Source organism: Bacillus sp. es.034 (assembly GCF_002563655.1).
Lineage (GTDB): Bacteria > Bacillota > Bacilli > Bacillales > Bacillaceae_B > Rossellomorea.
Window position 1 is genome coordinate 2,664,284 of record NZ_PDIY01000001.1, and the last position, 18,613, is coordinate 2,682,896.

Here is an 18,613-nt window from a genome sequence, read left to right on the forward strand (position 1 = left end):
CAGCGGGATGGAAATCGGTATAGCCATCCCGTTCTTTTATGGTATAATCCTATTGGGCAGTATCCTTGGAACTGCACCTTTAAAGAACGTACATTTACTATTCAATACTATTTCTGCCTTGATCCATTGTGGACTGGGACAGAGGGTCGAAACAATGATATCAAACACTTATGATCCTTCTGTCATTTTTTACAGGAGGTTTTTTTATATCCATCATGAAAGTGCTTTCATTTCGTTTCGTCACCTCTGACTGAAAAGAAGGAGGATAACATGAAACAAACAACAGATTTTCTAAAGATGAAGAATGAAAAAGAAAAGATCGCCATGGTTACAGCGTATGATTTTCCAAGTGCGAAAGTAGCCGAGGAAGCGGGAATCGATGTCATTCTGGTGGGAGACAGCCTGGGCATGGTTGTTTTGGGATATGACTCAACGGTACCTGTGACGGTATTCGATATGATTCATCATACGAAAGCCGTAAAAAGAGGGGCACCGAATACATTTATCGTGACGGATATGCCGTTTATGTCGTACCACTTATCGAGGGAAGAAACCCTTAAAACAGCTGCGGACATCCTTCAACAGGGAGGAGCCCATGCCGTAAAGGTCGAGGGTGGCGCCCACGTCATCGATCGAATAAGGGACCTTACAAGTGCGGGAATTCCCGTGGTGGCCCATTTAGGATTGACTCCTCAATCTGTTGGGATACTTGGAGGATATAAAGTTCAGGGGAAGACGGCAGACACGGCGAAGAAGTTGATCGAAGATAGCATTAAATGCGAAGAAGCCGGTGCCTTCGCCATGGTCCTGGAATGTGTACCGAAGCAAATCGCCAAGGAGATATCAGAAGCCTTGACGATTCCGACGATCGGCATCGGTGCCGGAGTTGATACCGACGGTCAGGTATTGGTATTCCATGACCTTGTGACGTATGGTGTGAACCGGGTGCCTAAGTTTGTCAAACAATTTGGGAATGCATCCGACGTCATGCATGACAGCCTTGAGAGCTATATTGATGAAGTAAAGGGCAGTAGCTTTCCGACAGATGAACATTCTTTCACCATGCGGGATGAAGAACTTCATTCTCTCTATGGCGGGTTGAAAAAATGAATGTCATAACCAAAATAAGCGATTTGAGATTAACAATAGATCATTTGAAAAATACGGGGAAAACGATAGGGTTTGTCCCTACAATGGGATTTCTACATGAGGGGCATCTGACCTTGGCGAAGGAAGCAAGGACCAACAATCAAGTCGTTGTGATGAGCATTTTTGTGAACCCCCTCCAATTCGGACCGAATGAAGATTTTGACCGCTATCCCCGTGATGTGGAGAGAGATACGGAGTTAGCAAGGATGTCAGGGGTCGATATCCTTTTCATCCCTGAAGTGGCTGACATGTATCCGGGGAAGCAGTCAATCACTATGACCGTGACGGAGCGTGTGGATGTACTGTGCGGACGCAAGCGGGAAGGTCATTTTGACGGGGTTGTGACGGTCCTGACGAAATTGTTTCATCTTGTGCAGCCTAGCAGGACCTACTTTGGACAGAAGGATGCGCAACAAGTCGCTGTGGTAGAAGGCTTGGTGAGCGATTATTTCTTTCCGGTTGAAATCATCCGGGTCCCTACTGTCAGGGAAGAGGATGGACTGGCCAAGAGTTCAAGGAATGTCTATCTGTCACAAGAGGAAAGACAAGCTGCCCCTTTCCTATATAGAAGTATGAAAGAAGCGGCTAAATGTATTGAAGACGGAGAGAGGACTCCGTCTGTGATTACGGGGGGGATTTCTAAAATTATTCAAGAAAACACTTCTGGTACCGTTGATTATGTTGAAGTGTATTCATACCCGGAGCTCCAGGAACTGAAGCGGCTGAAAGGTGACATCATCATAGCTGTTGCCGTTCAATTTCAACAGGCCAGATTAATAGATAATATAATCATCAATGTACAACCGGAGGAGGATTACCATGTTTAGAACAATGATGAGTGGGAAAATTCATAGAGCGACTGTAACCGAAGCAAACCTTGAGTACGTCGGGAGCATAACCATCGATCAGGATATTCTCGATGCAGTCGGAATGATGGCAAATGAAAAGGTTCAGATCGTCAACAACAATAACGGTGCCCGCCTGGAAACCTATATCATACCGGGGGAAAGAGGAAGCGGCGTCATCTGTCTGAACGGTGCGGCTGCAAGGCTTGTGCAAAAAGGGGACATCGTCATCATCATATCGTATAAACTGGTTGCTGAGGAAATGGTTCATGACTATATCCCGAAAGTGGCGATCATGGGAGAAAATAACCGGGTAATCGATATGATCGGAACAGAACCGGAAGCGACAATACTATAAAAGATGGGCAAGTCTTCTAATGTGGGAATAGAAGACTTGCTTTTTTGTTTATGGTACACTTATTTAGAAAATCATAAGAGTAGGATCTATATAAAGGCAGTGAATAACATGTACCCATTTAAACTGGTTGTCATCGACTTGGAAACAACAGGAAATTCCCCTAAAAAGGGAGAAAAAATCATTCAACTATCGGCGGTTATAATAGAAGGCGGGAAAATCATCGATCAATTTACATCCTTCGTATCTCCGGGAAAACCCATTCCTGCATTCATAGAGGAGTTAACCGGGATCAATGATGACATGGTGAAGGACGCGCCGTCCTTTCATGAAATTGCACCGAAAATCCTGGAATTATTGGATCATGGTATCTTTGTCGCCCACAACGTCCAATTTGACCTTTCATTCCTTCAGGCAGAACTGGAAGAAGCAGGGTATACCCCATTTAAGGGACCTGCCTTTGATACAGTGGAGCTCGCTAAGGTGGCTTTGCCATCGGCGGACAGCTTTAAACTGACGGAGCTGTCCAATTCATTGAATTTGAGCCATGTCAGGCCGCATCAGGCGGACAGCGATGCTTATGTAACAGCTGAAATCCTTCTTTATTTTATCGAAGAACTTTCAAAGCTTCCCCTGGTCACCCTTGAAAAACTTCATAAACTCTCGAATCACTTAAAGAGTGATCTTGACTTGTTGTTTGACAGCATCGTGACAAATAAACAAAAACATGTGGAGGATCTCTCAGAAGAACTGGAGGTATACCGGGGACTTGCCCTTCGTAAGCAGAATCACCCGGTGACAACAGATGAAGAGATCGATTTTGATCTATCCGATATAGAAGGACACCTGGCGCAACATATTCCTTTCTATGAAAAAAGAGAGCAGCAAATGGTCATGATGAACGAAATCGGACATGCCTTTGATGAATCACAGCATGTGGTCATCGAAGCGGGTACCGGTGTTGGAAAGTCGCTGGGTTACTTATGGCCAGCCGTTCTGTTTGCCAAGCGCACTCACGAAAAAGTGGTCATCAGTACATATACCATTCAACTGCAAGAGCAACTGCTTCATAAAGAAATTAAATTACTGGAGAAAATCAGTCCCACCCCTTTCAAGACCGTTCTTTTGAAGGGGAAGAACCATTACATAAATCTGTTTAAATTCGAGCAGTCCCTAAGGGAAGATGAGTCCCAGTACGATGTGGTCCTGACAAAGATGCAGATTCTAGTATGGCTGACACGGACCGGGACCGGGGATATGGATGAATTGAACCTCACTTCCGGGGGGCAGTTGTTTTGGAATCGATTAAAACACGACGGCTGGCACCTCACTCATACTAAAGATCCCTGGATCGGGAAGGATTTCTATCTTGCTGCAAGAAAGAATGCCCAGGAAGCTGATATCATCATCACCAACCATTCGATGCTTTTAACCGATATGGTGAGGGAGAGCAGCATGCTTCCTCCCTATGATTATTTAGTGATCGATGAGGCCCATCATTTGGAAAAATCAGCACGGCAGCATCTGGGGGTAATCATGGATTATCTCTCCATTAAGTTCAGCACTTCACAGCTGGGGATGCTGGATCATAAACAACTGTTCTACCGGTTGGATCAGCTTCTTTCCAGTCACTTTATCGATTTGAAGACCCATTCCTTTGTTCTGGATAAAATCATCGGACAGTTCTATCTCGACCTGGAAGAAGCGTTTTCCGTCTTGACAAGTGTATTCTATAAAAAGGCTAATAAGAGAACCGGTATACAGAAGATCCAGCTGCGCATTACGGATGAAATGAAAAACAGCCGCTATTGGCAACCTGTCATCATGTCGATGGAACGTGTGATTTCAGGGATGAAGCATATTGAAAGGGAGTTTCAGCAGGTGCTGGATACCATCAAGGAGAAAAAAATCAAGCTCCTTGATAAAGAAAAGGCACTAATTGAAGAATTCTATAGTTTTTTGGTGGATTTGACGGAATTGAGAACGAACTTTCAAACCGTGTTTCTAAAAGATATGAATAATCATGTTCTCTGGCTAGATGGGGATACAAGGTCGCTGCCGAACAGCCTGACCATCCAGGCTCAGCCGATCACCGTCGACGGAAATCTCCAGAGCGAGATTTTCGCCAAGAAGAAAAGCGTAGTATTGACATCTGCCACGTTGACCGTCAGCGGATCATTCCAATACTTCCTGAATGAAATCGGACTTGCAGACAATGTGAAAAAGGTGCAGCTGACTTCCCCCTTCGACTATCATGAGGTCTCAAGGCTTTTTGTTCCGACGGATGTACCTGAAATTCAACAGGTTCAAAGCGAGGAATATATTGAGGCCATCAGTTCCCATTTAATAGGTGTCGCCCAGGCGACAAAAGGGCGGATGCTCATATTATTCACGTCCTACGATATGCTGAGGAAAACATACGAGCTCATGAAAGAAAGCGGCTTATTGGAAGAATATGTGTTGATGGCACAGGGGATCACATCAGGCAGCCGTACCCGGTTGACCAAGAACTTCCAACGGTTCGACAAGGCGATATTATTTGGGACGAGCAGTTTCTGGGAAGGCGTGGACATTCCGGGAGAGGATCTGTCCTGCCTTGCTATGGTGAGGCTGCCGTTTTCACCGCCGGATGAGCCGGTCAATCAGGCCAAATCGGATATCCTGAAAGCCCAGGGGAAGAACCCGTTTTCTTCCCACTCTTTACCTGAAGCCATCATCCGCTTCAAGCAAGGGGTAGGAAGGCTGATCAGAAGGAGCAGTGATCGGGGGATCGTGATTGTGTATGACCGGAGAATCAAGACAACAAGGTACGGTAAAGCGTTCCTGCAGTCGATCCCTTCAATGGAAGTCAAAGAGGGCGATCTATTTGATCTTGTTTCCTGGATCGAAGATTGGCTCTGAAATCCGTTTGAACTTCAGTGATAAAATCTCTCCTTTGACACAATCTAAAGGGTAGATGTGAAACTGGAGGATTGTAAATGAGAGTGATTATACTGGCTGTACTGTCTTTTCTCCTCGTGACGTCAAATGCTTATGGAATGAAGGTCCCCAAGGTGGATTTACATGTCTCACAAGAAGAGTATGCGATTAGCTTCCTCCCTGTCGAAAAAGGGGAGGTCGCTGTCCTTCACCTGGCATCTGGCAATCATTATTTGATCAATACAGGATCATTTAAGGACCGCAGGCAACTTTATTATTATTTCAATCAAATTCATATAGGAAGCATTAAGGGTTTGATCATTACGGAGAAGAATGAAGTCGACGTGAGAATGATCGTTGAACTGGTGAAAAAGTTCGGCATTGAAGAAATCATCGTAGGGAAATCCCTTGAAACAGTTATGCCGAAAAGAGTCTCCCGATTCCTTCATACCATACAAGAGGACCAGACCTGTACATTCTCAAATGAATTAACTATGAGGGCTCTACACGAAGGAAATGAAAAGAGAGAAGGATTGGACTTTTCCTTCACCTTTTTTCAGCATCGCTTTCTCTGGCTGAGTTCCCAATCATCACATGCTGAAGGGGTGCTGCTCAGTAAACCCCTGAAAAACGTCAACATCGTTAAACTGCCGGTCCATGCCAAATCAGAAGGCATGTCTCACAGGCTTCTTAAGCATGTTGACCCACAAACCGCCATTCTTTACCGTTCTAAAGAAAGGCTCCTGAATGGTGAAATGCTTGAAGCCATCAACGAAGCGTGGATCGATCTTTACTTAACGGGTCAACACGGGCTGATAGCAGTAAAATTTAACAGTAGAAATTATGAGGTGCTCACATTTGATCAGGAAGATGGAGTATTCAAGGAGGGAGGCTGACCGTTCAGCCTTCCATGTATGAATTCATCACTGTTTTTCTGATATTCCCCTACCAAGGTGGCCCCTTATGTTGTTATAATGTGTGTAGAGTTTTTTTACTTGAATGAGGGTAATAGTTAAAAGGAGGACCAACATGGAAAGCCGAATCGAAGTTCTTTCCACTGTTCGTATCGAGTATACGGATAACTTATATAAAGTGGTTGATACATTGAATAGAACGTTAAAAAAAGATGATTATATGTTTGGTTTAGCATTAGATCCGGAAGATCAGAATCAAGCAGTATTAACAATTTATCGTACATAAAGAGTGATTGTAATGAAAAAATGGATAACCATCATCGTACTATTGTTCCTCGTCATTGGAATCTCAGCCTCTGTCCTCGTGTACCAGCTTTCCCGGAATCCTCTTGATCATCAGAGGGACCTGGCCTTGAAGCGGGTGGAAGATGAAACGGCCATCGTGAAAGTGGAGGATACGAGCTTTTATAATGGCTCGAAGTCCTATGTAGTGATAACCGGCAAAAATGAAAAGAGGGAAAAGCTGGTCGCCTGGGTCCCGGATAAGAAGGGGAAAATTATTGAGAAAAAATGGGCCAATGGCATTACAAAAGATCAGGCAATCAATAAACTAAATGATGAAAAGAAACCAAAAGAATTATTATCGGTCCGGTTAGGGTATGAATCTGTCGGTCCGGTATGGGAAATGACCTACTTAGATCAACAAGACAATTTAAATTATTATTATCTGCTGTTTTCTACCGGGGAATGGTGGAGAAAAATTGAAAATTTATGATCAGGGGGAACATGACAAATGAAATTCACGTTAGCTGATAGAGTCAGTGCATTAACACCATCCACGACGTTAGCGATCACGGCTAAAGCGAAGGAAATGAAATCACAGGGTATCGACGTCATCGGTTTGGGTGCCGGAGAACCAGATTTTAATACACCGGAACATATCATCAGGGCTGCCTATGAGTCCATGACGGAAGGTCATACGAAATATACTCCGTCCGGTGGGATGGCCAAACTGAAAGAAGCGATCATCCATAAGTTTGAAACCGATCAGCACCTGACCTACAAACCATCCGAGCTCATTGTAACAAGTGGTGCAAAGCATGCTTTATATACACTATTTCAAGTCTTATTAAATGAAGGGGATGAAGTCATCATCCCTACACCATACTGGGTAAGCTATCCTGAACAAGTGAAGCTAGCCGGTGGGAAGCCTGTCATTGTTGAAGGAAAAGAAGAAAATGAGTACAAAATCACCCCGCAACAGCTGAAAGAGTCAATCACTTCGAAAACGAAGGCGGTCATTCTTAACACACCAAGCAACCCTACAGGTATGCTGTATTCCTCTGAAGAGCTTAAGGCCATCGGCGACGTTTGCTTGGAAAAGAACATCATGATCGTGTCAGATGAGATTTATGAAAAGCTGGTTTATGGTGGGAATACCCATACGTCCATTGCGGAATTGTCCACGGAATTGAAAGAACAAACCATTGTGATCAATGGAGTCTCTAAATCACATTCCATGACGGGATGGAGAATCGGGTATGCGGCAGGGAACGAATCCGTCATCAAAGCGATGACCAATCTTGCCAGCCACTCAACTTCCAACCCCACTACGACCTCACAATACGGGACCGTTGCAGCTTACATGGGGGATCAGAAGCCTGTAGAGGATATGAGAGGGGCATTCGAAGAGCGCTTAAACATTGTATTTGATAAATTGAACCGTATCCCGGGGTTCCATTGTTTGAAGCCTCAAGGAGCTTTCTATCTATTCCCGAATGTGTCAGAAGCCGCAAAGAAAACAGGCTACAACAATGTCGATGAATTCACGAAGGCCTTGCTTGAAGAGGCGAAGGTAGCCGTCATTCCGGGTTCAGGTTTCGGGGCGGAGAACAATATCCGTCTTTCATATGCCACAAGCCTCGATGCCCTTGAAGAAGCAATCGAGCGCATGCAGAAATTTGTTGAGGATAAAAGCAGATAATAGAGGGAATCGCAGACCGTATACCGGTCTGCTTTTTCCTTAAACTCATCTCGTTTCGCTCTATCTATTGCGACGGGATAATGGTAAATGTATAATAAATAACGATACATAAGCGTCTTAGTTTTTTTGGAGGGAAAAAATCGTGAAAACTACTATATCTCAAGTAAGTAAGTTCGTTGGAGAAGAAGTAACCATCGGAGCATGGCTTGCCAACAAACGTTCAAGTGGAAAAATTGCCTTTCTTCAGCTTCGTGACGGAACTGGATTCATTCAAGGTGTCGTCGTCAAAAGTGAAGTGGAAGAAGAAATCTTTCAAAAAGCAAAATCATTGACTCAAGAAACGTCTTTATATGTAACTGGAACGGTTTCAGAAGATTCCCGTTCACCGTTTGGATACGAGCTGCAGGTGAAGAGCGTGGAAGTGATCCACGAAGCCGTGGATTATCCAATTACACCGAAGGAGCATGGAACTGAATTCCTCATGGACCATCGTCACCTTTGGCTTCGTTCCCGTAAACAGCATGCCGTGATGAAAGTGCGCAACGAAATCATCCGTGCTACCTATGAATTCTTCAATCAAGAAGGATTCGTCAAGGTGGATCCACCGATCCTCACTGGAAGTGCGCCGGAAGGAACAACTGAATTATTTGCCACTAAATATTTCGAAGAAGACGCGTACCTTTCCCAAAGCGGTCAGCTTTATATGGAAGCTGCTGCCATGGCGTTAGGAAAAGTATTCTCATTCGGTCCTACATTCAGGGCGGAGAAGTCTAAAACACGTCGTCATCTGATCGAATTCTGGATGATCGAGCCTGAAATGGCATTCTATGATTTCAAGGATAACCTGGAAGTACAGGAGCAGTATGTTTCTTATATCGTTCAATCCGTACTGGATAACTGCAAGCTTGAATTGGACCGCCTGGGTAGGGACGTGTCTAAACTTGCGCAAATCAAAGCTCCGTTCCCGCGCATCACATATGACGATGCCCTGAAATTATTGCATGAAAAAGGCTTTGATGATATCGAGTGGGGAGATGACTTTGGTGCTCCCCACGAAACAGCCATTGCTGAAAGTTATGATAAGCCTGTGTTCATCACCCATTATCCGACTTCACTAAAACCTTTCTATATGCAGCCGGATCCGGATCGGGATGATGTGGTATTATGTGCTGACCTGATTGCTCCTGAAGGGTATGGGGAGATTATCGGTGGTTCAGAACGTATTCATGATGCAGAGCTGATGAAAGCGCGTATCGAACAGCATGAACTTGCTGCAGACGCATACAAGTGGTACCTGGAATTAAGGGAATATGGATCTGTCCCTCACTCCGGCTTCGGTCTTGGACTTGAAAGGACAGTAGCCTGGATCAGCGGAGTAGAACACGTAAGGGAAACCATCCCATTCCCACGCCTACTCAACCGTCTGTATCCTTAATTACACTGAAATTAGAGCTGGCTGGATTGCTTACACGCAATCCCTGCCGGTTCTTTTGTTTTTTCCAACTTTCTTCTAATCCATAACCATGTCCACATATATTGAATCATGATATACTAATGAGTGAGGTGTACTGAATATGGATTATAAACAATTAATGGTGTCCTGGATCGAAGAGGGGACACTGAACATCCCGCAATTATTATTATCAAATTACCATACACTGGGTTTAAATGAATCAGAATTTGTCCTGCTTTTGCATATTTACGGCCACTTGGAAAAGGGAAATTATTTTCCGACACCGGAAGAGCTTTCAAGGCCCATGAGCATTTCCAGTGAATTTTGTTCATCCCTGTTACGAAAGCTCATTCAACAACGATTTTTATCGATTGAAGAAGGTTCATCAGCTGAAGGGATCCTATTTGAGAAGTATTCTCTCAACCCTCTATGGGAAAAGATGGCGGAATTCGTCATCCAGGATTCGAAAATGAAACAAATGCAGCAATCGATGGAAGAAGAAGCGGATATCTATACGACATTCGAACAAGAATTCGGCCGCCCTCTTTCTCCATTAGAATGTGAGACCCTTGCCATGTGGCTGGATCAGGATGATCACAATGCCATCATCATTAAAGCAGCATTGAGGGAAGCGGTCATTTCCGGAAAGCTGAACTTCAGATACATCGATCGGATCCTTTTTGAATGGAAGAAAAATGGTGTGAAAACCATTGAAGATGCACGGAGTCAAAGCCAACGCTTCAGGTCCCACCAAAAACCGGCTGCTTCAAATGAATCGGCTTCTTCTCCAAAACGAAAATCAGTACCATTCTATAATTGGCTTGAGCAATAAAACAATGAAAGGGGACTGACTCTCATATTTTTGGGTTGGTCTCTTTTTTTGTTACAAATCATTCCTTGGGTTGGAGGTAGCAGCAGACATGTTAAATAAAAAACAAATACATATTTGTCTCGATGAAATGAGAAAGATGTTCCCTGATGCACATTGTGAACTCCGTCATGACAATCCCTTTGAACTCGTCATAGCAGTCCTTCTATCGGCGCAGTGTACGGATGTCCTTGTGAATAAAGTGACAAAAGGTTTATTTGAAAAATATAAAAGACCTGAGGATTATCTGGAGGTCACGTTGGAGGAACTTCAACAGGATATACGTTCTATTGGCTTGTATCGAAATAAAGCTAAAAATATCCGCAAATTATGTGAAATCCTCCTTACTGAGTACGGGGGAGAAGTGCCGGATAGACATGAAGAATTAGTGAAGCTTCCCGGCGTGGGCAGGAAGACGGCAAACGTCGTGGTTTCCGTCGCCTTTGGAGAACCGGCCTTAGCAGTCGACACCCATGTGGAACGCGTTAGTAAAAGATTGGGGATCTGCAGGTGGAAAGACAGCGTATTGGAAGTGGAAAAAACGTTAATGAAAAAAATCCCGAGAGAAGAGTGGTCCGACACCCATCACCGGTTGATTTTTTTCGGGAGATATCATTGCAAAGCGCAATCTCCTCAATGCGAGGTTTGTCCCCTGGTGGACCTATGCAGGGAAGGTCAAAAAAGATTGAAGAAAAAGGGCCGCATATGAGTGATACCTTCTTCCCAATCCCAAAAGAATTGCGAGATCCTTTTTTCTTTTCCGAGGATAGAGTAAAGATCGATGAGACTCCCTTTGAATCTTGTGAACCATTTTTCGCATATGAACTTCTTTATTACAATGGGAGGGGTGCAGATTCCCTTCCTTGGCAGGTTCAAGGAGCATGGGTAAAAGACATCCTCATGGAGTGGAAAAAAGAAGAGGAGCATCTTAAATTGCTATTCAAAGGCCGCTCAAAAGGCATATTGGAGTGGATGAGAAAAAGCATCGGCAGGTTTTATGTGCTTTTATATTGGAGCAATAAACATCCGGTTAGGTTGGAGAATTGGCAGTCCTCAATTGGACACTTTTCTATAAAGCCAGTTAATGTCATTGAACGTTTAACCTTCATCAGAAATAATCCGGCACTCTATCATTCGTTTATTCAGCTGTCCCAGCTTTTTGAAGAACAACATAAGCAATATGCCAAGCATCAGGCTTTGAATCAATGGGCAAATAAATAAGGCAACGAGAGAAAATCTCTCGTTGCCTTATTTTTATTCTTGATTTCTTCTAGGTTCTGATTGAGTAGCAGGTGTACCAGTTCCATCCCCGGTTCCGGCACCTGTACCATCTCCGGTCCCGGTTCCGCCAGTACCGTCTCCGGTTCCAGTCCCGCCATCACCGGTTCCAGTGTCGCCGGTACCGCCTGTTCCTCCGTCTCCAGTCCCGCCATCACCGGTTCCAGTGTCGCCGGTACCGCCTGTTCCTCCGTCTCCGGTCCCGTCTCCTTCAGGTGGGGGAGTGGTACCATCCTCGTTACCTGGAGTACCGCCGTCATTGCCGGAGTTATCATCATTTCCGTTTCCTTGGCCGTTACCATTGCCATTTCCATTTCCTTGGTCATTTCCGTTTCCTTGACCATTGTCGTTGTTGCCTTCATTGTCATCTTCCGGTTTTCCTTCATCCTTTTTATCCGCTTTTACTTCTACGTTTACGGATGCAGGGTTACTTCGTTGATCACCTGAAATGGCTACAACTTCAAAGGTGAAGGTACCTTCGGATTGAATGTTTTCCACATTTAATCCTTTTTTATCTGTAGTCGTCAAGACTTGTTTCGCTTCCCCATTAATGGATACGGAAACCTCAAACTGAACGTCTTTTTCTTTACCGTAATCCCATGCAAGGGTGATTGTTTTATCCTTCTTATTAAATTTACCTTTCAGTTTGGAAGGAGCATCGATTTTATCGAATTCCTTGGAAACCTTGGAAGGTTCCGTTCCCTTAACGAACAGCTCTGTGATGATTCTGTCATCAGGCGTATATTCGCTTGGCAGTCTCGCAGGATCGCTTCCCATTTCCACTTTCGATTCCACTACGCTGTCAGGCTTTTTGAAGTCAGCTGTATCAACGCCATCATGAACATAGCTCATCAAGTCACTTACGATATACTGAGCGACATGGCGATCAGTAGGGGACAGTGGAATGGATTGAGTCTTATAGCCGGTCCAAACGGCTGCCGTGTAATTTGTCGTGTATCCTACAAACCATGAATCAGGTGCTCCAGATTTAGCGATGCCATATTTATCACGCTCTTCTTGGGAATAGTTGGTCGTACCTGATTTACCTGCCATCGGTAACCCGGGCACTTTAGCGAATTTACCCGTACCTTGCGGGTGATCGATGACGCTTTTCAGCATATCGGAAACCATATAGGCCGTGTATTCCTTCATCGCCGGTTGTGGCTTGTTTTCATTCTTAATTTCTGTTTCTCCATCACGCAGGACGACTTTTGTTACGGTGTGAGGCTTATTATAAACACCTTCATTACCGAATGCAGCATACGCGCCTGCCATTTGTACGGAGTTTACACCAGGTGAAACCCCTCCAATGGAGGCTGATTCATAGTAATGGTCGAACTTCAGTCCGAGTCCATTGACGAAATCTGCTGCCTTCTCAGCACCCACTGCCTGGAAGGCTTTTAAAGCTGTGATATTCCGGGAATCCCACAGTCCTTCACGGATCGTAATCGGTCCTTTGAATTGACCATCGTAGTTGTTGATTTCTGTTCCATTTGAATATTCATAAGGCTCATCTTTTAAAATATGGTAGGTTGACCATTTTAGATGTTCGATGGCAGGAGCGTAGTCAAGCAACGGCTTGATGGTCGATCCCGGCTGACGCTTGGAGTCGATGGCGTAGTTAAAACCACGCTTGACCTCGGGATCTTGTTCCCTTCCACCACCAATGGCCCTGATTTCACCAGTTTTCGTATCCATGAGGGTTACACCGGCCTGCATTGGCTCTTCGGCATTTTCCGGATAGCTGAAACTCGTATTTTCACCTGCCAGGATTTCTTCCAATCGTTTTTGTGCATCCGGGTCGACGGTTGTATAGACCTTTAAGCCATCGGAGAATAAGTTGTAATCTCCCATTTTCTGAACTTCATCTATCACCGCATCAACAAATGCAGGATACTTATCTCCATTTTTCTTTTCCACATCTTCAGCCGATACCAGTCCTTTTGTAATAGGGACGGCTTGTGCGGCTTTCTTTTGTTTTTCCGTAATTTTACCGTGCTGAGCCATTAATGACAGAACGATATTACGTCTTTTCTCTGCACTTTCAGGGTGCTTAAGAGGGTTATAATTGTTCGGACTTTGAGGAAGTCCCGCAATCATAGCTGCTTCGTGCAGTTTGATATCCTTGATGTCCTTACCGTAATAATGATCAGCAGCTGTCGCCATACCGTTAATACCGTCTGACATATAGACCTTATTGAAGTACATTTCAAAGATTTCTTCTTTTGTATATTCCTGTTCAAGTTTCAGAGCAAGCCATGCTTCCTGAGCTTTTCTCTTCAAGGTTTTCTCAGGGCTTAAAAAAGAGCCCTTGATGACCTGCTGGGTGATCGTAGAAGCACCCTCAGAACCGAATCCTCCGGTTACATTGGCAATGACTGCACCGCCTAAACGGATCAGATCGATTCCGTTATGTTTGTAGAATCGGTTATCCTCCGTTGCAATGACGGCGTCCTGCATGACCTGAGGGATGTCGTCGAAGTTTGCGTACTCCCGTTTTTCTTTTCCTACAGTCGTGATCAGGTCTCCGTTCTTATCATAAATTTCAGATGCGATCGGATCCTTCAGCAATTTTTCGTCAAGCTTTGGTGCGCTTGATGCATAATAGGCAAATAACCCTGCACCTGCGAGCATCCCGATGATCCCGATAATAAATAATGATATAATGACGCGCTTAACCATAGAGCCTTTTTTCTTGCCCTTAGGGGATTTAGACTTCTGTTGGGCCAGGCGTTTTTCTTCCCTTGACTTATATTGACCAGCCATATTGTTTCCTCACTTTCAGGTCTTCTCTGTTTTTAGTATTGTCTAAGATTAAAAATATACTACTCATAATGAGATAAAATATAGATTAACTCATTTTTCATAAACTAAAAATATAACTGATGGACTATTTTTAAATAATCGACCCTGGGATGGAGTCCCAATGGAATGGAAAACCCTTTATCTTCCATTTCTTCCCGCTTGATTGATTTTCTCCCGCCGCCTGCCATGCGGTCCCAGTAACCACGCAGTGCCTCGTAGGGGAGGAGGAATACCTCTTCTGAGACGGAGAACCTTATTAGTACGAAAGTGATGCCTTCCTGCTTATGGACCGACTCCATATGAAGAATCTGGTGTTCATGAAAATTTTGAAGGGGGAAGGACGTCTTATTTTTCGTTTCCTTCGCTTCAAAGTCAATGTATCTTCCTTTGAAGACCCCGTTATAGTCTGTCGTTGACGGCTGCTTAAAGTATGCTTCCTTAATGACAGCGGCACTCCTTGAAGGATAGTGAACATCCACAATTTGAACAGGTGTGGGTTTTTTATGAATCACCGCTTTTTGAAACGTCAGATAATATTGATTGGTTTGATTGATATCTTCTTCCAGTGTCATCCCTCTATTGCTGTACGATACTTGTTTCGGTTTGGCCTTAGGTTTTTTTGAGGGTAATGTCGCTTCCACATATTTCTTTCCATTGGGATAATGGAATTTCATGGTAATTCACCTCGCAGACTAATCTATATCATAACAGAAACCACTCCATTTTGTGTGAATAATTGTTTACAAATCTCCTCATTCTAGGACTAGATGGGGAGGTGGGATAGGAAGGATGAAAAAATTCAGCAATACTTATCGCTTTTTACCCTATTTACCTGAACCTAAACGTAAAAAAGAATGGATTGACCATGTAAATCAACTGGTGGATGAATACAATCAGGATAATATATCGCGCACGAAAGCTTATCAAACATTTTTTCTCCTTCATCCCGAGATCAAATGGGCGTTCCTGGCCTCTATGGTATCAAGGAATGCAGGATGGAATATGACCGATTTAAAGGGGGATATCTTTCCCTCCCTTTTGAGTCATAAGACATGTGATCTGCTGTTTATGACATATGAGAGGGCGAATTGGAGCATCTTTCAGGATGCATTTCCTCAACTCCTTCTCTATCATTATTCGACGTTATATAAGAAGAAAATGTTTCATTTCTTTCAAGACTTTCACATTTCGCATTTCATGGAAGAGGAATGGAACCGGTTCTTTGAAGAGAGGGATGAAAGGCGATTGGTGCAGTCACTCATCATAAATGAACAGCATCTTATCCAGGGTCCGGTCATCGAGCATGGGCTGTACAAACGGAAGGTGTTTGGGACGTCGCTCTTCTTTATAGAAGATCACCTGCATTTCAGTTCCGTCCTTTTCCCTACTATAAATGGAGATCTTTATGGAGCGAGTGTACATGGTTTCAGAAAGGTTGAAAATAGAATCAAGTTGGGTAATCTCTTATTTGAACTATTATTTCATCCTGATTATCATAGTCTCTTTCTTGAGTTTGCTTTAAAGGTCGAGCATACAGGTTCCAGGGCGGATTACAAGAAGTACTGTCATGGAGCACCTGATCCGAATACACCTGTTCTTAAAAAGGCATACGGAAAGATAACCCATAATTGGGCTCATCACAAAGACTGGTCCGTGAACAAAACCATTGAGGGGAACTGGTATGAAAAGCAGGAACTCCCTGTAGACGTCATCATGACAAAGTGGTTTTTCCATAAACAGCGGCAACTGCAGAAAATGGCAGTCGCCAAGAGGTTTTTCATGGGGATATGGCCAGGTCGAAAGAAAAAGAAGATGCGGACATTTTGAAAATGTCCGCATCTTCTTTTGAAAATTGAACTGTTTAGATTAGTCCAGCTCCAGCGGCTAGACCCTCGAGGTCATAAGTCAAACCATCCAAAAAGGCAAAGGGCGCCTTTCCGGATGGTTCGTCTTATGCTTGTCGGGTCTGACCAAGCCGCCTCCGCTTTCTTAATTAGTCCAGCTCCGGCGGCTAGACCCTCGAGGTCATAAGTCAAACCATCCAAAAAGGCAAAGGACGCCTTTCCGGATGGTTCGTCTTATGCTTGTCGGGTCTGACCAAGCCGTCTCCGCATTCTTAAGTCGATGGTCTGTTTTCGCCTTCTAGTTTAGGGTTGCCTTTGGATGCCTTGGTTTCGGCTTGGTTTGGCTTGGTTTGTTTGTTTTTTGGATTTTTCAATAAGTAACACCTCCACCCATAGTATTTTGAGTTTTGGTTCCTTTTATTCAGGAGGTGTCGAAACATCCTTTTGGAATGTCCTTTTTGCACTTTCTTTGGCGAAACGCTTCTAGTTTTGTCAGGGGGGGAGGGAAAGGAAAAAGGACGGAGAATTACTGTATTAATCCAAAAAAAAGGTGGGAGGATTCACATGCTTCCAAAACAAGATATTATGTTAAAGTTAGCTGAAATCGAAGAAAGCCTCAATCAGTTGGAACAGAGCCTGCATGACCGAATCTCAGTCGAAGAGCAAGAAGGATTGAGGACCCTATCCAGTCAGATACAGAAAATGGACAGTCAATTAAGTTCAATGGAAAGTAAGACCGGCTCTAAAACGGTTCTTATGAAAAATAGAGAAAAGTCCTATGTCTTACAAAAACTTGAATTATCCTTTAAGACGTCTTAAACTGATTTTATAAGAAAGTAGCATGGTGCTGCTTTTATTTTTTGTCTAGATTGTTCATGGAGGGCTTTTTTTGAAAGAATTGATACAAGTGACGGAAGATCTTCTCGTCCTGTCCGAGAAGATGATAAGTGAATATAAAAGCAGGCGCGAGTCAGGTGAAAAAGGGGACTTTTATACTGAAGTTAAGCCGTTTGCGGACAAAGTGAAAGAAAAGAATGACCGATGGAAAGAGCTGTCCCTGAATTGGATCAAAGATACTAAGCCGAAGCACATCCATTTACCTCAGATTCTCAATACTTTCGATAATATAGAAATGTTATCGGTCCACTGTTTCTTTCCTGAGTCCAGTTACAACCGGTTCATCAGTCACTTCCAATCTGTTTCGTACGTTCTTGGTACCGAACTCGATGAACTGAAAGGAAAATAAGAGGCTGCCGTTTTGGCAGCCTCTTTCTTATGGAGTGGAAATCGCATTTTCTTCTATTGTATTGATCTCTTTCGCTAATCCTTTGTAATGATGAAAGGAGATTTCATTCGAAATATAAAGTTTTTTGGCCAGTGTAAGAAGTTCTTGTTGGTCGGTTGCTTGATACTGTTTACTGCTTTCATATCTTTTCAGCAATTCGTTAAAGTCCATCTTGATTCCTCCCAATACACATATTTCTTATGAATGATCATAGCTCTTTATCTACCTTCATCCTATCATAGAAAACCCTTTCTTTAAGTTGTAAGAATAGTGTAACTTCCGACATTCTTCTCATGGTTGTCGAAAAATCTTTATGGGTTCTTTCACCATTTTTCCATTCATACATAAAATATAGTAACCACTAAAAGTAGGGGGGCTAAGTATGAATTCTTCACCGTATTCGAGACAGATGCGATTTCAGCCATACCCATATCACCATTTACAGCCTCAGAATATGGGTCCGTTGATGAACTATCCGATGCAAGGGATGAGACCGCCGAATTATGGAGCTTATCAACCCAATTATTTACCACAGCCGGATGGCCCTTATTCAGGACCCTCGAGTCAGATGAATCAATATCAGCAGATGAATCAGCCTCAGCAAATGAATCCATATTTTGAAAATCCTCTTCAGCACAAAGAATATAATCCATATCAAATGAAAGCGATGGAACAGCAGTCATACGCGAATCCCTACCCGAAAGCGTCTTTTATGGCGAAACCTTCTTCAAGCGGGGTAAGCGGTATCATGAACTCCTTTAAGTCGCAGGATGGATCGTTGGATTTCAATAAAATGATGAATACGACTGGACAGATGATGGGTGCCATCAATCAAGTTTCATCTCTTGTAAAAGGTTTAGGCGGGATATTTAAATTCTAGATCAAAAAGGAGCTGCATTCACGCAGCTCCTTTA

Annotated in this window: 19 protein-coding genes; 16 read left to right on the forward strand and 3 right to left on the reverse strand. The window is 43.6% G+C overall.

Annotated features, from left to right (window positions below; genetic code table 11):
- Nucleotides 1–270 precede the first annotated feature (270 nt).
- From panB to ATG71_RS13640, 12 genes are all read left to right on the forward strand, one after another.
- Complete coding sequence (gene panB / locus ATG71_RS13585) at nt 271–1,110, forward strand: 3-methyl-2-oxobutanoate hydroxymethyltransferase (RefSeq protein ID WP_098440039.1); 840 nt, start codon at nt 271–273, stop codon at nt 1,108–1,110.
- A complete protein-coding gene (panC, locus tag ATG71_RS13590; RefSeq protein WP_098440040.1) occupies nt 1,107–1,976 on the forward strand; it encodes a pantoate--beta-alanine ligase in 870 nt (289 codons plus the stop codon). The genes panB and panC overlap by 4 nt, the downstream gene beginning before the upstream one ends.
- Complete coding sequence (gene panD, locus ATG71_RS13595) at nt 1,969–2,352, forward strand: aspartate 1-decarboxylase (RefSeq protein WP_098440041.1); 384 nt, start codon at nt 1,969–1,971, stop codon at nt 2,350–2,352. The genes panC and panD overlap by 8 nt, the downstream gene beginning before the upstream one ends.
- Nucleotides 2,353–2,460: 108 nt before the next feature.
- Nucleotides 2,461–5,250, forward strand: coding sequence for an ATP-dependent DNA helicase DinG (gene dinG / locus ATG71_RS13600; protein ID WP_098440042.1), 2,790 nt, complete (start codon nt 2,461–2,463; stop codon nt 5,248–5,250).
- A gap of 77 nt (nt 5,251–5,327) precedes the next feature.
- Entirely contained in the window at nt 5,328–6,164 is an 837-nt protein-coding gene (locus ATG71_RS13605; protein WP_098440043.1) for a hypothetical protein, read from the forward strand.
- A 133-nt stretch (nt 6,165–6,297) separates the two neighbouring features.
- Nucleotides 6,298–6,468 (forward strand): YpmA family protein, encoded by a 171-nt coding sequence (locus ATG71_RS13610; protein WP_079533122.1) that lies wholly within the window; start codon nt 6,298–6,300, stop codon nt 6,466–6,468.
- 12 nt (nt 6,469–6,480) lie between these two features.
- Nucleotides 6,481–6,957: a cell wall elongation regulator TseB-like domain-containing protein gene (locus ATG71_RS13615; protein ID WP_098440044.1), complete on the forward strand. Its 477-nt coding sequence runs from the start codon at nt 6,481–6,483 to the stop codon at nt 6,955–6,957.
- Nucleotides 6,958–6,975: 18 nt separating this feature from the next.
- Nucleotides 6,976–8,166: a pyridoxal phosphate-dependent aminotransferase gene (locus tag ATG71_RS13620; protein ID WP_098440045.1), complete on the forward strand. Its 1,191-nt coding sequence runs from the start codon at nt 6,976–6,978 to the stop codon at nt 8,164–8,166.
- Between the two features lie 142 nt (nt 8,167–8,308).
- Nucleotides 8,309–9,601, forward strand: coding sequence for an asparagine--tRNA ligase (gene asnS, locus ATG71_RS13625; protein WP_179886535.1), 1,293 nt, complete (start codon nt 8,309–8,311; stop codon nt 9,599–9,601).
- A 139-nt stretch (nt 9,602–9,740) separates the two neighbouring features.
- Nucleotides 9,741–10,451: a DnaD domain-containing protein gene (locus ATG71_RS13630; RefSeq protein ID WP_098440047.1), complete on the forward strand. Its 711-nt coding sequence runs from the start codon at nt 9,741–9,743 to the stop codon at nt 10,449–10,451.
- An 88-nt stretch (nt 10,452–10,539) separates the two neighbouring features.
- Nucleotides 10,540–11,196 carry an endonuclease III gene (gene nth, locus ATG71_RS13635; protein ID WP_098440048.1) on the forward strand — a complete coding sequence of 219 codons (657 nt, stop codon included), beginning with the start codon at nt 10,540–10,542 and terminating at the stop codon, nt 11,194–11,196.
- The gene (locus tag ATG71_RS13640) at nt 11,193–11,708 is read left to right on the forward strand and encodes a YpoC family protein (protein WP_098440049.1); all 516 of its coding nucleotides are present in this window, start codon (nt 11,193–11,195) and stop codon (nt 11,706–11,708) included. Before nth ends, ATG71_RS13640 begins: the two co-directional genes overlap by 4 nt.
- A gap of 33 nt (nt 11,709–11,741) precedes the next feature.
- Here ATG71_RS13640 and ATG71_RS13645 read toward each other — a convergent pair whose 3' ends face one another.
- Complete coding sequence (locus ATG71_RS13645) at nt 11,742–14,531, reverse strand: transglycosylase domain-containing protein (RefSeq protein ID WP_098440050.1); 2,790 nt, start codon at nt 14,529–14,531, stop codon at nt 11,742–11,744.
- A 104-nt stretch (nt 14,532–14,635) separates the two neighbouring features.
- Nucleotides 14,636–15,244, reverse strand: coding sequence for a Holliday junction resolvase RecU (gene recU, locus ATG71_RS13650; RefSeq protein ID WP_098440051.1), 609 nt, complete (start codon nt 15,242–15,244; stop codon nt 14,636–14,638).
- Between the two features lie 115 nt (nt 15,245–15,359).
- Here recU and ATG71_RS13655 point away from each other — a divergent pair, with 115 nt between their 5' ends.
- The 3 genes from ATG71_RS13655 to ATG71_RS13665 all read left to right on the forward strand — a co-directional run bounded on the left by ATG71_RS13655 (nt 15,360) and on the right by ATG71_RS13665 (nt 17,660).
- The gene (locus ATG71_RS13655; protein ID WP_098440052.1) at nt 15,360–16,397 is read left to right on the forward strand and encodes a DUF2515 family protein; all 1,038 of its coding nucleotides are present in this window, start codon (nt 15,360–15,362) and stop codon (nt 16,395–16,397) included.
- 581 nt (nt 16,398–16,978) lie between these two features.
- A complete protein-coding gene (locus tag ATG71_RS13660; protein WP_098440053.1) occupies nt 16,979–17,233 on the forward strand; it encodes a hypothetical protein in 255 nt (84 codons plus the stop codon).
- A gap of 70 nt (nt 17,234–17,303) precedes the next feature.
- Nucleotides 17,304–17,660: a YppE family protein gene (locus tag ATG71_RS13665; protein ID WP_098440054.1), complete on the forward strand. Its 357-nt coding sequence runs from the start codon at nt 17,304–17,306 to the stop codon at nt 17,658–17,660.
- A 27-nt stretch (nt 17,661–17,687) separates the two neighbouring features.
- Here the strand turns inward: ATG71_RS13665 and yppF are convergent, their stop codons facing one another.
- Nucleotides 17,688–17,870 carry a YppF family protein gene (yppF, locus tag ATG71_RS13670; protein WP_098440055.1) on the reverse strand — a complete coding sequence of 61 codons (183 nt, stop codon included), beginning with the start codon at nt 17,868–17,870 and terminating at the stop codon, nt 17,688–17,690.
- A gap of 211 nt (nt 17,871–18,081) precedes the next feature.
- Between yppF and ATG71_RS23755 the strand changes: the two genes are divergently transcribed.
- Complete coding sequence (locus ATG71_RS23755; RefSeq protein WP_286163001.1) at nt 18,082–18,579, forward strand: YppG family protein; 498 nt, start codon at nt 18,082–18,084, stop codon at nt 18,577–18,579.
- The last annotated feature ends 34 nt before the right edge of the window (nt 18,580–18,613 follow it).